This is a genomic window from Alkalisalibacterium limincola (assembly GCF_008017755.1).
GTDB classification, from domain to species: Bacteria; Pseudomonadota; Gammaproteobacteria; order Xanthomonadales; family Xanthomonadaceae; genus Alkalisalibacterium; species Alkalisalibacterium limincola.
This window is the reverse complement of sequence record NZ_VRTS01000013.1, coordinates 10,792-24,098: the sequence shown is the minus strand read 5'-3', so window position 1 is coordinate 24,098 and position 13,307 is coordinate 10,792. Positions and strand designations below refer to the sequence as shown.

11 protein-coding genes and 1 pseudogene are annotated in these 13,307 nt (G+C 67.0%); 3 read left to right on the top strand and 9 right to left on the bottom strand.

All coding sequences use genetic code 11. The features are described from left to right. Positions 1-18: 18 nt before the first annotated feature. Entirely contained in the window at positions 19-1,662 is a 1,644-nt protein-coding gene (locus FU658_RS13695) for a cation:proton antiporter (protein WP_147892592.1), read from the top strand. A gap of 61 nt (positions 1,663-1,723) precedes the next feature. On the opposite strand, the gene FU658_RS13690 is transcribed toward FU658_RS13695, so the two are convergent. Next, positions 1,724-2,164: a cell wall hydrolase gene (locus FU658_RS13690; RefSeq protein ID WP_147892591.1), complete on the bottom strand. Its 441-nt coding sequence runs from the start codon at positions 2,162-2,164 to the stop codon at positions 1,724-1,726. A 324-nt stretch (positions 2,165-2,488) separates the two neighbouring features. Further along, positions 2,489-4,508 (bottom strand): annotated as a pseudogene (locus tag FU658_RS13685) (oxidoreductase). A gap of 292 nt (positions 4,509-4,800) precedes the next feature. Here FU658_RS13685 and FU658_RS13680 point away from each other — a divergent pair. Further along, positions 4,801-5,850 carry an OmpA family protein gene (locus tag FU658_RS13680; RefSeq protein ID WP_147892590.1) on the top strand — a complete coding sequence of 350 codons (1,050 nt, stop codon included), beginning with the start codon at positions 4,801-4,803 and terminating at the stop codon, positions 5,848-5,850. A gap of 141 nt (positions 5,851-5,991) precedes the next feature. Continuing rightward, entirely contained in the window at positions 5,992-6,516 is a 525-nt protein-coding gene (locus FU658_RS15785; RefSeq protein WP_147892589.1) for a hypothetical protein, read from the top strand. Between the two features lie 52 nt (positions 6,517-6,568). On the opposite strand, the gene FU658_RS13670 is transcribed toward FU658_RS15785, so the two are convergent. From FU658_RS13670 to FU658_RS13640, 7 genes are read right to left on the bottom strand one after another with little or no spacing between them, the layout of a single operon-like run. Then, complete coding sequence (locus FU658_RS13670; protein WP_147892588.1) at positions 6,569-7,597, bottom strand: cyclopropane-fatty-acyl-phospholipid synthase family protein; 1,029 nt, start codon at positions 7,595-7,597, stop codon at positions 6,569-6,571. 17 nt (positions 7,598-7,614) lie between these two features. Then, positions 7,615-8,397 (bottom strand): DUF1295 domain-containing protein, encoded by a 783-nt coding sequence (locus tag FU658_RS13665; protein WP_147892587.1) that lies wholly within the window; start codon positions 8,395-8,397, stop codon positions 7,615-7,617. Beyond that, positions 8,394-8,957 (bottom strand): DUF2878 domain-containing protein, encoded by a 564-nt coding sequence (locus FU658_RS13660; protein ID WP_147892586.1) that lies wholly within the window; start codon positions 8,955-8,957, stop codon positions 8,394-8,396. The genes FU658_RS13665 and FU658_RS13660 overlap by 4 nt, the downstream gene beginning before the upstream one ends. Further along, a complete protein-coding gene (locus FU658_RS13655; protein ID WP_147892585.1) occupies positions 8,954-10,261 on the bottom strand; it encodes an SAM-dependent methyltransferase in 1,308 nt (435 codons plus the stop codon). Before FU658_RS13655 ends, FU658_RS13660 begins: the two co-directional genes overlap by 4 nt. Continuing rightward, the gene (locus tag FU658_RS13650) at positions 10,258-11,040 is read right to left on the bottom strand and encodes a DUF1365 domain-containing protein (protein WP_147892584.1); all 783 of its coding nucleotides are present in this window, start codon (positions 11,038-11,040) and stop codon (positions 10,258-10,260) included. The genes FU658_RS13655 and FU658_RS13650 overlap by 4 nt, the downstream gene beginning before the upstream one ends. Further along, the gene (locus tag FU658_RS13645; protein WP_147892583.1) at positions 11,037-12,281 is read right to left on the bottom strand and encodes an NAD(P)/FAD-dependent oxidoreductase; all 1,245 of its coding nucleotides are present in this window, start codon (positions 12,279-12,281) and stop codon (positions 11,037-11,039) included. The genes FU658_RS13650 and FU658_RS13645 overlap by 4 nt, the downstream gene beginning before the upstream one ends. Next, positions 12,278-13,267, bottom strand: coding sequence for an acyl-CoA desaturase (locus FU658_RS13640; RefSeq protein WP_187266138.1), 990 nt, complete (start codon positions 13,265-13,267; stop codon positions 12,278-12,280). The genes FU658_RS13645 and FU658_RS13640 overlap by 4 nt, the downstream gene beginning before the upstream one ends. Between the last annotated feature and the right edge of the window lie 40 nt (positions 13,268-13,307).

Below are 13,307 nucleotides of genomic sequence, written 5' to 3'. Positions count from 1 at the left end.
CCAGCGACGACGCCTGCCATGTACAACGAAATCACCCTGCTGCTGTTCGCGACCTCGATCCTCGGTTTGATCGCACTGCGGCTCAAGCAACCCGTCATCGTCGCCTACATCCTGATCGGCATCCTCGCCGGACCAGCGGTTCTGGACTGGGTCAGTGCCCACGAGCCGATGGAACTGCTGGCCGAGATCGGCGTGACGGTGCTGCTGTTCGTGGTCGGGCTGAAGCTCGACATCAAGCTGATCCGAAAGCTGGGCGCGGTGGCGCTGGCCACCGGCCTGGGCCAGCTGGCCTTCACCATCGTGGTCGGGTTCGGCATCGCGGTGGCGATGGACATGGGCTGGCTGCGCGCGCTGTACGTCGCCGTCGCGCTGACCTTCTCCAGCACGATCATCATCGTCAAGCTCCTCTCCGACAAGCGCGAGATCGATTCGCTGCACGGGCGCATCGCGATGGGTTTCCTGATCGTGCAGGACATCGCGGTGGTGCTGGCGATGATGGTGGTCGGCACGCAGGGCGGGGCCGACGCCGACACGGCGTGGTGGATGAGCGCGCTGGAGCTTGTGGGCAAGGTGCTGGCGATGGGCGTGCTGGTCGGCCTGCTGATGCGCTTCGTGCTGCCCCGTGTGCTGCACTGGATGGCCGGTTCGCAGGAGCTGCTGCTGATCTTCGCGATCGCCTGGGGCACCTCGCTGGCTGCCGGCGGGGAGTGGCTGGGTTTCAGCAAGGAGGTCGGCGCGTTCCTGGCCGGCTTCTCGCTGGCCTCCCTGCCGTTCCGCGAGGCGATCAGTTCACGCCTGTCGAGCCTGCGCGACTTCCTGCTGCTGTTCTTCTTCGTCCACCTGGGTACCCAGCTGGACATGAGCACGCTGGGTGCGGAAGTGCCGGCCGCGATCGTGCTCTCGCTGTTCGTGCTGATCGGCAACCCGATCATCGTCATGGCGATCATGGGCTACATGGGCTTCCGCAAGCGCACTGGCTTCCTGGCCGGCTTGACCGTGGCCCAGATCAGCGAGTTCTCGATCATCTTCGTCGCCATGGGCGTCGCGATCGGCCATGTCGATGATGCGGCGCTTGGCCTGGTGACCCTGGTGGGGCTGGTGACGATCACCGCCAGCACCTACATGATCCTCTACTCGCACAAGCTCTACGCGCTGTTCGAGCCGTGGCTGGGCGTATTCGAGCGCAAGGTGCCGTTCCGCGAGCAGGGGGCGGAGGAGGTCGGGGTGAGCGCCGACGTCATCGTCATCGGGATGGGGCGTTACGGGCGCCGGCTGGCCGAGCGGCTGGAGGAGCATGGCCTGCGCGTGCTTGGCATGGACTTCGACCCCGAGGTGCTCTCGGCATCTGCAAGCTGCAAGGTGCCGGTGGTGTTCGGGGATGCCGACGACGAGGAGTTCCTGGCGCACCTGCCCTTGCGTTCGGCGCGCTGGATCGTCAGCACGCTGCGTGACCGCGAGGTCGATCGCAATCTCGCCATGCTGTTGCGTCGGCAGGGCTTCACCGGAAAGCTTGCGCTGACGGCGCACTCCGGGGTGGAGTCGACCTGGCTCCAGGAGGCCGGCGCCGACGAGATCTTCCACCCCTTCCAGGACGCGGCCGAGCACGCTGCCGGCAAGCTTGCCGAAGCCTGCGGGCTCATTCGCGCCGACCCCGTGGCCTGAACGAAGAAACCCCGCCGGTTCGGGCGGGGTTTCCAGTCAGCGACGCAGTGATGATGCAAGCCTACAGGCGCATCACCCGGTAGAAGCTGTGGTCGCCGATCACCGCCACCGGCTCGTTCGCCCAGGCGGGGCTGACCAGGTTGTGCGCGGCGAAGTGGCTGGCGCCGGGCACCAGCTCCTTGCGCTCGCCCTGGGGCAGGGACCACTCGCGCTGTGCGTCGAAGGCCATGGCCACCGCCTTTTCCCATGCGTTTGCGTTGCGCAGGCGGTAGCCCGGGTGCACCAGGGTCGGCGCGAACTGCGAGCGGGCGGTGACGACATCGCACATCGAGTCGCCCCACACGCCGCTGTCCTGCCGGCGCAGGGCCACCTCGGCCACGGCGCGCTGGCCGGCGACCGGCTGGTCGCGTGCCTCCAGGTACAGCGTGGTGGCCAGGCAAAGCTGGTCACCGGCGGGTTGCGGCAGCACTTGGGCCAACCAAAGTAGCCAAGCGAGTTTCATGGCCTTGCTCCTTGCTCCGTTGCGCCGGCGTTCCCGCACTCGTCCCGGCGGCCTTGCGACCGTCGATCAAGCGTTGGGGAGGACTCGCCAGCCTGGCGTCATGGGGAGGATCCGTACGTCGACCTGTCCCTGGTCTGGATCCAGTGCGTGCCTCCTTGAAGGCACGCACGGCCGAACCGCCATTGGCTCGGCTTGAATGCGCGGCACCCTATCGGGTCGACGCATAACGCCAGCTTAACAGATGAACTCCCGGCTGAACACAATTGGCCGGTCTTTCAAGCACCTAACGCAGCATCGTTGGGACAGCGGCCAGAGCCGTACGCCTTAAAAGCGTGCGGCGAGGCGCGATCCCTGGTCGATGGCCCGCTTGGCATCGAGTTCGAGCGCGACATCGGCGCCACCGATGAGGTGGGCTTCCACGCCGAGCGCGCCCAGCGCGTCCACGAGGTCCCGACGCGGCTCCTGCCCGGCGCAGACCACGACATGGTCGACGGTGAGGGTGCGCTCCTTGCCTTCGGCCCGGATGCGCAATCCGTTGTCGTCGACGCCCAGGTACTCGACGCCACCCAGGGCCTTCACTCCCTTTTGCTTCAGCGTCGCCCGGTGGATCCAGCCGGTGGTCTTGCCCAGCCGGCGCCCGGTTTTCCTTCACTGCGTTGCAGCAGCCAAAGCTTGCGGGCAGGTGGCTCGGGCTCGGGGCGCACCAGGCCACCGCGGGTGGCGAACTCCGGGTCGATGCCCCATTCGGCCATCCAGCGCGCTGATCGAGCGTCGGGGAGGGCCCCTCATGGACCAGGAACTCCGCCACATCGAATCCGATGCCGCCCGCGCCGATGATCGCGACGGCCGCGCCGGGCTTCACGCGCCCCTCGAGGACGTCCAGGTAACCCACCACCTTCGGGTGATCGGCGCCGGGGAAGTCCACCCTGCGCGGTCGCACCCCGGTCGCCAGCACGACTTCATCGAAGCCCTGCAGCGACTCGGCTGAAACCTCCTTGCCAAGGAATACGCTGACCCCGGTGGCATTCAGGCGCTGGCGGAAGTAGCGCAGGGTCTCTTCGAACTCCTCCTTGCCCGGGATGCGCTTGGCGAGGTTGAACTGGCCGCCGATCTCGGCGGCCGCGTCGAACAGCGTGACCTCGTGCCCACGTTCGGCGGCCACCGTCGCGCAGGCCAGGCCTGCGGGCCCCGCTCCGACGACCGCGACCCGCTTCGGTGCGGTGGTGGGCGTGTAGACCAGTTCGGTCTCGGCGCAGGCGCGCGGGTTGACCAGGCAGCTGGCGCGACGGTTGGCGAAGACATGGTCCAGGCAGGCCTGGTTGCAGGCGATGCAGGTGTTGATGGCGTCCGCCCGCCCGGCGGCGGCCTTGTTGACCCACTCCGGGTCGGCCAGGAACGGCCGGGCCATGGACACCAGGTCGGCCTGCCCCGCGGCAAGCACCTGCTCGGCCACGTCGGGCATGTTGATCCGGTTGGTGGCGACCAGCGGCACGAAAACATGGGGCTTGAGCTTGGCGGTGACCCCGGTGAACGCGCCCCGGGGCACCGAGGTGGCGATGGTGGGGATCCGGGCTTCATGCCAGCCGATGCCGGTGTTGATGATCGTGGCGCCGGCGGCTTCGACCGCCTTGGCCTGGGCGACGATTTCCTGGAAGTCCGAGCCGCCTTCGACCAGGTCGAGCATGGACAGCCGGTAGATGATGATGAAGTCCCTGCCCACCGCCTCACGGATGCGACGTACGATTTCCACCGCGAAACGCATGCGTTTTTCCGGGCTGCCACCCCAGCGGTCGTTGCGCTTGTTGGTGCGGGGTGCAACGAACTGGTTGATCAGGTAGCCCTCCGAACCCATCACCTCCACGCCGTCGTAGCCCGCAGCCTGGGCGAGGCGGGCGGATTGGGCAAAGGCGGAGATCTGGCGTTCCACGCCACGATGGCTTAGCTCGCGCGGGGTGAAGGGGTTGATCGGGGACTTCAGCTTCGAGGCCGACACCGAGAACGGGTGATAGGCATAACGTCCCGCGTGCAGCAGCTGCATGCAGATCCGGCCGCCCTCGGCGTGGACGGCGGACGTGACCTGCTTGTGCTTCCCGACCTCCCAGCGCCAGCTGAGCTTGCCCGAGAACGGGACCAGCCAGCCGGTGACGTTCGGCGAAAAGCCGCCGGTGACCATGAGGCCCACGCCACCGCGCGCGCGTTCCGCGAAATAGGCGGCGAGCTTGGGGAAATCCCGACGCTTGTCCTCCAGGCCGGTATGCATCGATCCCATGAGGACCCGGTTGGGCAATGTGCAAAAGCCCAGATCCAGCGGGGCGAGGAGGTTCGGATATTTGGGCTGGGTCATTGGATACGGTTGCGTAGGTCAACGACTAAGGTGCCTGCATTCGGCGGGCCCGACAAGGCGAAAATAGATTCCGGGGCGCTTGCCGGGGTGCCGGGAGGACGTGGCCGCGCGTCGGATGTGCTTGCTGTGAAAGGGATATTGCAATTGCACCGGGCTGCGTTATCATTCCGTTAACGTGCCGTTGGGTCGGCCGTTGTAGGCTACGCGGGTTGGTGCTGCTCAAGGCAGGCCACCACACCAGTGACCTTCCGTTTAGCGGTTGCACTTCCCCGTCATGAACAAGGAGTTGATCATGAATAAAAAAATCCTTTGCATCGCGCTCGTCGGCGCTATCGGCGTGGCGCCTGCCGCGTTCGCCCAAGACTACGATGACCGCTGGTACCTGACTGCTTCCACGGGTCTGGTCGACTATGACAGCGAGCGTGGCCTGAGCGACGACATCTACGGTTCGATTGGTCTGGGCAAGTTCTTCAGCCCGAACTGGTCGATGGACCTGGACGTCAACTACTCCAACCCGATGCGCAGCGCGCCGGCCAACGACCTGCGCTGGAGCCAGCCGGCCCTGGGCATCACGCCGCGCTACCACTTCCGTTCGGAAGGCCGCAACTGGGGCCCGTTCGTCGGTCTCGGAGTCGGTGTGGTCCGCAACTACGAGTCGTTCTCCGACCCGATGGGTGGCCCGCCGCTGCAGCGCAAGGACAACTCGCCGTACGTGCAGCCGAGCCTCGGCCTGCAGGCTGACTACGGTCGTGTCGGTGGCCGCATCGAGGCCGCCTACCGCCATACGTTCGACGACAGCAGCATCCATGCCCCGGACAAGAGTGGTTTCGGTGACATGATCTACTCGGTCGGCCTGATCGTGAAGCTTGGTGCGGAGCCGGTTGCCCCGGTCGCGCCGCAGCCGGCCGCCCCGCCGCCGCCGCCGCCGCCGCCGCCGGTCGAGCGTTGCCCGGATGGTTCGGTCATGGGTCCGGACGGTTGCCCGGTTCCGCTGACGATCGACCTGCGTGGCGTGAACTTCGACTTCGACCGCGCCACCCTGCGCCCGGATGCGATCTCCAGCCTCAACGAGACGATCGAGATCCTGCGCAACTACCCGGATCTGCGTGTTGAAGTCGCCGGTCACACCGATCTGTGTGGTTCGGAGACCTACAACCAGGGTCTGTCGGAGCGTCGTGCCCGTGCGGTGTACGAGCACCTCATCAACAACGGCATCTCCTCCAACCGCCTGGTTGGTCCGGTCGGCTACGGCGAGAGCCGTCCGCTGGTCAACACTCCGCAGACCCATCCGGAGTGCCGCAACGAGACCAACCGTCGCACCGAGCTGAACGTCCAGAACTGATTGGTTCCAGCGTTGAGTTCAAGAAGAAACCCGGCCTTGTGCCGGGTTTCTTTTGTTTCAACGGGTTGCAAGGCCTGTTGCATGTGGGGCCTGCGGTTCCCTACACTGCAGGGACCCGCGTCGCACCAGAGAATCCCGACCATGCGCAATGTCCTGTTCGTCCTCAGCCTGTCCCTCATTGGTTTCAGCGCCCAGGGCGCGGCTGACATTGGCTCGCAGATCGATTGCTCGGGAAGCGTGTCGCCCTATCCGTTGCCCGTGCGCCCGTCGGCGGTTCCGCCGGTGGCCTACGAGTTGACGGGTGCCGGAAGCCAGCACGGGGCACCGCGTGGCACCCTGGCCCGCGCCAGCGACGAGCGCCAGTCGATCGACCGGGTGCTGACGCGACTTCGTACCGAGCACTGCCAGCCCAAGGTCATCGATCCGGGTGCCGGCTACGTGCGCCAGACCGAACACGACAACACCCCATACCGCTTCAACGCCAACACCGGCTTCACCGCCGCGGAGTTCGATGCGTGGATGAAGGAGCGGGGCATCCGCATCGTCAACGGCCGTGCGGTCGTCGGCGGTCGTCCCGAAGCGCCGGCTGAACCCCGGCCGGTGGCTGCGGAGCTGGGCTGCGCCGAGGCCGCCTCCGGTGCGGAGCAGGCCGCAGGCGCCTGTTGATCGGCCTGTTTCCTTTCCGGGTTTCCTGATCCTGCCCGTTGCCGGGCGGGTATCAGCGTCGCCTGAAGCGATAATGCGCGACTTGCCACTCATTGCCGTCGCGATAACCGAACAATTCCGCGCACGCCATCCAGAACATGCGCCAGCGCTGCATCCAGATGGCCGTGTCGTCGCCGTAGACCGGGCGTAATACCGATTCGACTTCCGCGCGGTTTTCATCCTGGTTTTCCAACCAGTGGTTGGCGGTAGCCTGGTAATGTTTTCCCGACATCATCCAGCGTTGCTCCAGGGCGAGTGAATCCTGGAAATGAAGCAGGGTGTCGGCGGCGGGCATCAGGCCGCCGGTGAAGAAATAACGACCCATCCAGTTGTCCTCGCCCTGCGTTTCGAACGGGTACATCAGGTGGCGGTGGCAGAAAATGTGCACGAACAGTATTCCGCCGGGCTTGAGCCAGCCACCGATGCGTTCCAGCAGCAACTGGTAGTTGCGCACGTGCTCGAACATCTCGACTGAAACGACACGGTCGTACGCCGCCTCGGGTCGCTGCAGCGCATTGACATCGCAGGTGACGATGTCGACGTTGGCGATCCCCAGAGCCGCGCAGCGGGCCATGATGTGCGCACGCTGGCTGCGGGAGTTGGATACGCCGGTGATGCGCGCGTTCGGGTAACGGCGTGCCATCCAAAGCGTGAGTGATCCCCAGCCGCAGCCCAGTTCAAGGATGTGCTGCCCGTCTTGCAGGTCCGCCCGCTCGCCGTAGAGCTCGAGCATCGCGTCCTCGGCCTCGTCGAGGCTTTCGTTGCCGCGCGGGTAGTAACAGCTGCTGTACTTGAGCCGGCTGCCCAGGCAGAGCTCGAAGAAGCGCGTGGGGACTTCGTAGTGTTGCTCGTTCGCCGCGTCGGTTTCTATCGCAATCTCACTACCGCGCAGCGTTTCGATCAGGTCGCGGTAGCGCCTGGAGGCGGAGTCGGCGTCGTCATCGAACTCATCGCGAAGGCGTTGGCGGCACATCCGTCGGATGCCGTGCCGCAGCAGGACGTCTGGCACGAGGCCACGTTCGCACAGGTCGATCAGGGACATGCTGCCTCGCTCAAAAGTCAGGGGGAGGAACGCGGGGGTCTGGGAATGAAGGGGCTGACTTCGCGCTGGTAGCGTCGGTAGTCCTCGCCACGGCTGCGCAGGGCCTGTTGTTCGGCCCAGGGGATCCCGGTGAAGCGGTAGAGGAAGGCCAGCATCAGCACGGGTCCCAGCAGGGCAAGCCATGCCTGCGGTGCGCCCACCGCCAGCAGCGCATAGGCGAACCAGTGCAGCCATTCGAAGAAGTAGTTCGGATGCCTCGACCAGCCCCACAAGCCGGCGCGGCAGGTCCTGCCACGATTGGCCGGCACGGCCCGGAAGCGGGCGAGTTGCCGGTCCGCCAGCGCTTCGCCCCCGACGGCGACCAGCCACACGACGATCGCCAGCGCGGTGACTGTGCGCAGCCCGGATTCGGGGTTGGCCGCCGCCACCAGCAGCGGCACCGAGAACAAGGCCACGATCAGCGCCTGGGCCTGGAAGAACAGGAAGAACCGGCGCTGGTCGCCGCTCCAGTGCTCGCGCAGTGTGCGGTAGCGGCCGTCCTCGGGCTCGCCCAGCACCCGATGCATCAGGTGCAGGCTCAGGCGGGCACCCCACAGACCGCCCATCATCGCCACCAGCCAGCGGTTGAGTGCAGCGCCATCCGAGAAGCTGCCCGCATACAGCGCGGCTGCAGCCATGAGGCCGGCCCAGAACACGTCGACCCAGCCGGCGTTGCGGCGCTTCCACGACAGTGCCCAGGCGGCCGTCATGACCAGGGCAGCCCCGAACCAGACCAGCAGCACGTGCTGCAAAAGGCTCATGGTGGGGTCCCCGGGTGCAGCGCGGCCGGATGCGGTGCGACGCGCGCCGCCGCCAGTGCCAGCAACGGAACGGTCACGGCCCAGGCCGCGCCGATCGCGCCGATCACGACGGACGTGGGTGCTGCCAGCGAGACGGCGCCGAAACCGCGCTCGGCCGCCAGGTAGGCCAGCGGACCACCGATGGCGCCGAGCGTGACCGCCAGGGCAGGACGTTGGCAGATCGCGGCCAGCGAGTGGTTGATGGTCAGTGCGAAGCCAGCCCACAAGGACAGGATCCACAAGGGTGCCCAGTCCGGCGAAGGCCAGGAATGGGCGAACTCAAGCAGCCCAAGGCCGACCCAGACGGAGTCGAGCGCGAAACCGAATGGCAGCACGATCGCCAGCAGCGAGGCATCGGCGCGACGCTGCCCGGAGAGCGCCAGGGTCAGCAGCGCGAAGATCGCCACAGCCAATGGTCCCGTCCAGGGACGACCGCTTCCAGCCCCGGCAACAGTGGCAAACCACACGCACTGGAAGCCCAGCGCATTGGCCACCAGGGCCATGCGATGCGGAGTGCTCACGCCCACCCCGGTTCCACCGGGTGCAGGTCGGGGAGGTATTCCCCGCGGCGGTTTCCGGGCCGCGCCAGCAGCAATTGCGCGTCGCCGATCGAGCGTTCAAGGAAGCCGCCCTCGCAGTAGCACAGGTAGAACTCCCACATGCGCACGAAGCGCTCGTCGTAACCCAGGGCCCGCACCTCATCCAGACGCTGCACGAAACGCTCGCGCCAGGCCCGGAGCGTCAGCGCGTAGCTGGGCCCGATGTCCTCCATGCTGAGCAGGCGCAGATCGGTCGAGCGGGCCATCGCCCCGGTAAGCGCACTGATCGACGGAATGAAGCTGCCCGGGAAGATGTGCCGCTTGATGAAGTCCACCGAAGCCAGCGCCTGCCGGTAGCGGTGGTCCTCGATCGTGATCGCCTGGATCAAGGCCAGGCCGTCGTCCTCGAGCAGCGAAGCGCACTTGGCCAGGTAGGTGTCCAGGTACTGGTGCCCGATCGCTTCGACCATCTCGATGGATACGAGCTTGTCATAGCGACCGTCCAGGTCGCGGTAGTCCTCGAGCAACACGTTGATGCGCTCGGAGAGCCCTGCCGCGGCCACGCGCTGGCTGGCCAGTGCGTGTTGCTCCCTCGATATCGTGGTCGTGGTGACACGGCAGCCGTAGTGGCGCGCGGCGTGGAGCGCAAACCCCCCCCAGCCGGTGCCGATCTCGACCACGTGGTCGGTGGGTCGCAGCGCGAGCTTCTGGCAGATCCGGTCCAGCTTGCGTGTCGCCGCCACCTCCAGCGACTCCGCCGGGTGCGCGAACACGGCCGAGGAGTACATCAGGTTGCGGTCGAGGAACAGGGAGAACAGGTCGTTGCCCAGGTCGTAGTGCGCAGCGATGTTGCGACGGCTCCCGGTCCGGGTATTGCGCCGCCACGCGTGCCAGGACCTCATCAGCCAGCCGCCCAGGGCCGCCACGCCGCCCTCCATCCGGTCGAGCAGGTCGCGATTGCGCACCAGCAGTTGCACCAGCCCGACCAGGTCATCGCAGTCCCAGTCGCCCTCCATGTAGGACTCACCCGCGCCGACGCTTCCGTTGAGCGCGACCTGGCGATAGAAGTCCGGTCGGTGGACGGTGACGTGGACCTCGATCGGCGGCAAGCCGCCCGTGTCGGCGCTGCCCAGTTCGGCCAGCCCGAATGCGTCCTCCACGAGGATGCGGCCGCGAATGCCTCCCAGGCGCTGCAGCAGGCGCGAGCGGAGCATGCGGTCGGTGGCCCGGTAGGCGGCCTGCCGATCGGGATCGGTGCGCTCGAGCGAGGTGGCCTGGGTCGTCATCGCTGTTGTTTCCTGGCGGCGAGCCGCGCCGCGGTGTCGGGATGGTCGTGGACCGGGACGCCCTTGAGCCACAGCCTCAGGGCCTGCCAGTGGATTGCAGTGACCACGCGCGTGGTCATCAGCGGAAAGCGCGCGAGGCACCGGGCCAGCGTCGTGGCTCCGATCTCGTGACGTGCCATGGACAGCGTCGCGTCGAACTCGCGACGTTCCCCGTGCGCCACCGCCATGTGCACGCGCAGCTGCGCCCCGGGAGCCTGCAGGCGCCAGTGGTAGCGGCGCTGCATCGGCAGGAACGGGGACACGTGGAATCGCTTGTCGAATGCCCATTCCAGCATGTCGCCTCGCCGCCGTGCCTCGGATACGGGCAGAACGTAGCTGAAGCGTTGTCGCCACGGCGTGTTCGTGATCTCCGCGAGCACCCAGTCCAGGGTGTGGCCGTCCTCGAGGTAGCCGTAGTAGAAGCTGACCGGATTGAAGCTGACCCCGAAGTAGCGCAGGTGCGTGAGCAGCCGGATCGGCCCCCCGGGTCGTCGCCCCAGGCGCAGCGCGACGGTGTCGCGCACCGCCTGAGCCAGGGGCAGGTCCGGATCGCCGTGGAAGTCGCGTCGTTGCATCGATGCCACGTTGGGTCGTTCCAACGACCACAGCCAGCGGTCCTGGAAGACCTCGTCGAGCTCGTCCAGGTCCAGCAGGGGCTGGAACATGCGGTAGCTGAACGCGTGTGTCGCCGGGTGGTGGCGACGGTGCCGGACACGCCCGATGTAGATCGCCGACTTCATGGCCAGGCCACCCCCAGCGCGCGGGCCACGTCGACGCCGCTGCGCAGGCCGTCCTCGTGGAAGCCAAATCCCCAGTAGGCCCCCGCATACCAGGTGCGGTGCTGGCCGTTGAGCTCGCCGCGACGGCCCTGGGCGGCCACGCTGGCATGCGAGTACACCGGGTGGGCATAGTCCATGCGCGCGATGATCCGCTCCGGATCGATGTCTGCAGTGCGGTTGAGCGTCACCACGAAGGGCTCGGGAGAACGAAGCGACTGCAACAGGTTCATGCAGTAGCTCACGGTACATTGCCCGTCCGCCTCGGCAGGCACGTAGGCGTTCCAGGCGGCCCATGCCTTCCGGTTGCCGGGCAGCACGCTCGCATCGGTGTGCAGGACGGTTTCGTTGGGCTGGTAGGTGATCGCGCCAAGCACATCGCGTTCGGCGGTGGTCGGGTCGGCCAGCAGCGCCAGCGCCTGGTCGGAGTGGCAGGCGAGCACGATCTGGTCGAACCGCTCGGCGCCGCTCGCGGTCTCGACCATGACGTGGTCGGATGCCCGGCGAACGCGCAGAACCGGCGTTTCGAGACGCACCTGCGCCGACCAGGTCGCGGTGATGCGCTCGATGTAGCTCGACGAACCGCCGCTCACGACGCGCCACTCGGGCCGGCCCTCCACCTGGAGCATGCGGTGGTTGTCCATGAAGCGCGCCAGGTGGCGTGCCGGGAAGGCCAGGACCTGTTGGCTGGGGGAGGACCAAAGCGCCGAAGCCATGGGCACCAGGTGGTCCTCGATGAACATCGTCGAATAGCGTCCTTGCCCGAGGTACTCCCCGAGCGTCGGGCCGGGGGCGTCGTCGTCGAGCAGGGCCGGGGCCTCGCGGTAGAAGCGCATGATGTCGCGCACCATGCCCCAGAACCGCGGCGACACCAGGTTGCGGCGCTGGCAGAACATCGTGTCCATCCGGGTGGCGTTGTACTCCAGGCCAGTGCGCGCGTCGTGTACCGCGAAGCTCATCGTCGTGGGCTGCGAGGCTACGCCGAGCTGGTCGAACAGGCGGTCCAGCAGCGGGTAGTTGTGCGGGTTGAACACGATGAATCCGGAGTCGATCGCATAGTCGCGACCCTCCATGTGGCACCGGTGCGTGTGGGTGTGGCCACCCAGGCGGCTCCCGGCTTCGAACACGACGACCTCGTGCTCGCGCGAGAGCAGCCAGGCCGCACCGAGCCCGGCGATGCCGCTACCCACCACGGCGATCTTCATGTGCGGCCGTCACTCCCATCCGGCATGCGACGCACGCCACGCATCGCCGCCGGCACCGGTTTGAGGTCCCAGACCAGGCCGAGCGCCGCCATCGTGCGCAGGACGTAGTAGGTCAGGTCGACCTCCCACCAGCGGAAGCCCTGCCGTGCCGAACCGGGGAAATGATGATGGTTGTTGTGCCAGCCCTCGCCGAAGGTCAGCAGGGCCAGCAACCAGTTGTTGCGGCTGTTGTCGCGCGTGGCGAAACGCCGGCTGCCCCAGCGGTGGGCCAGCGAGTTGATCGTGACGGTGGCGTGGAACAGCACCACCGTGGAGACGAAGAAGCCCCAGACCAGCAGCTGCGGGCCATTGGTGCCCAGGCCGGGGGCATGGCGCTCGAGCAGCACGCCGGAGCCGTAGAGGGCGGCCGCCAGCGCCACCGGCACCAGGATGTCGAAACGATCCAGCAGGCGAAGTTCGGGGAAGCGCTCCAGGTCGCGGATCACGCTGCGATCGGTCCGGAAGCCGTGGTTGGTCAGGAACCATCCCATGTGGCTCCAGACGAAACCACGCACCACGGGGGAGTGCACGTCGCGCGCGGTGTCGGAATGCCGGTGGTGGTTGCGGTGGTGTGCGGCCCACCAGAGCGGCCCGCGCTGCACGCTGGCTGCGCCCAGTACCGCGAACACGAACTGCAGGCCCCGCGAGGTGCGGAAGGCCTTGTGCGAGAAGTAGCGATGGTAGAAGCCGGTGATGGCGAACATCCGCACGGCGTACAGGGCCGCCGCCACCGCGAGGGCGATCCAGGAAACGCCAACGACGAACACGCCGAGGCAGGCCAGGTGCAGGCCGATGAAGGGAACGACGCGCAGCCAGTCGATACGTTCGGGAGATCGATCGGGTCCTTCCGCACCGGCCTCCGTATCGAACCACTGCCGCAGTCGTGTCGCTGCGTTCGCCGCATCGCGCGCCGGCGACGGGCGTGGGTCTTCGGAAGGTGCTGACATGCGCGGAATGTGCCCTCGAAACGGTGATGGAGCAGTGAAC

Excerpts from the sequence above, each read along its gene's own strand:
- FU658_RS13695 (WP_147892592.1), top strand. The coding sequence starts at position 19 with ATGTACAACGAAATCACCCTGCTGCTGTTCGCGACCTCGATCCTCGGT.
- FU658_RS13690 (WP_147892591.1), bottom strand. The coding sequence starts at position 2,164 with ATGAAACTCGCTTGGCTACTTTGGTTGGCCCAAGTGCTGCCGCAACCC.
- FU658_RS13680 (WP_147892590.1), top strand. The coding sequence starts at position 4,801 with ATGAATAAAAAAATCCTTTGCATCGCGCTCGTCGGCGCTATCGGCGTG.
- FU658_RS15785 (WP_147892589.1), top strand. The coding sequence starts at position 5,992 with ATGCGCAATGTCCTGTTCGTCCTCAGCCTGTCCCTCATTGGTTTCAGC.
- FU658_RS13670 (WP_147892588.1), bottom strand. The coding sequence starts at position 7,597 with ATGTCCCTGATCGACCTGTGCGAACGTGGCCTCGTGCCAGACGTCCTG.
- FU658_RS13665 (WP_147892587.1), bottom strand. The coding sequence starts at position 8,397 with ATGAGCCTTTTGCAGCACGTGCTGCTGGTCTGGTTCGGGGCTGCCCTG.
- FU658_RS13655 (WP_147892585.1), bottom strand. The coding sequence starts at position 10,261 with ATGACGACCCAGGCCACCTCGCTCGAGCGCACCGATCCCGATCGGCAG.
- FU658_RS13650 (WP_147892584.1), bottom strand. The coding sequence starts at position 11,040 with ATGAAGTCGGCGATCTACATCGGGCGTGTCCGGCACCGTCGCCACCAC.
- FU658_RS13645 (WP_147892583.1), bottom strand. The coding sequence starts at position 12,281 with ATGAAGATCGCCGTGGTGGGTAGCGGCATCGCCGGGCTCGGTGCGGCC.
- FU658_RS13640 (WP_187266138.1), bottom strand. The coding sequence starts at position 13,267 with ATGTCAGCACCTTCCGAAGACCCACGCCCGTCGCCGGCGCGCGATGCG.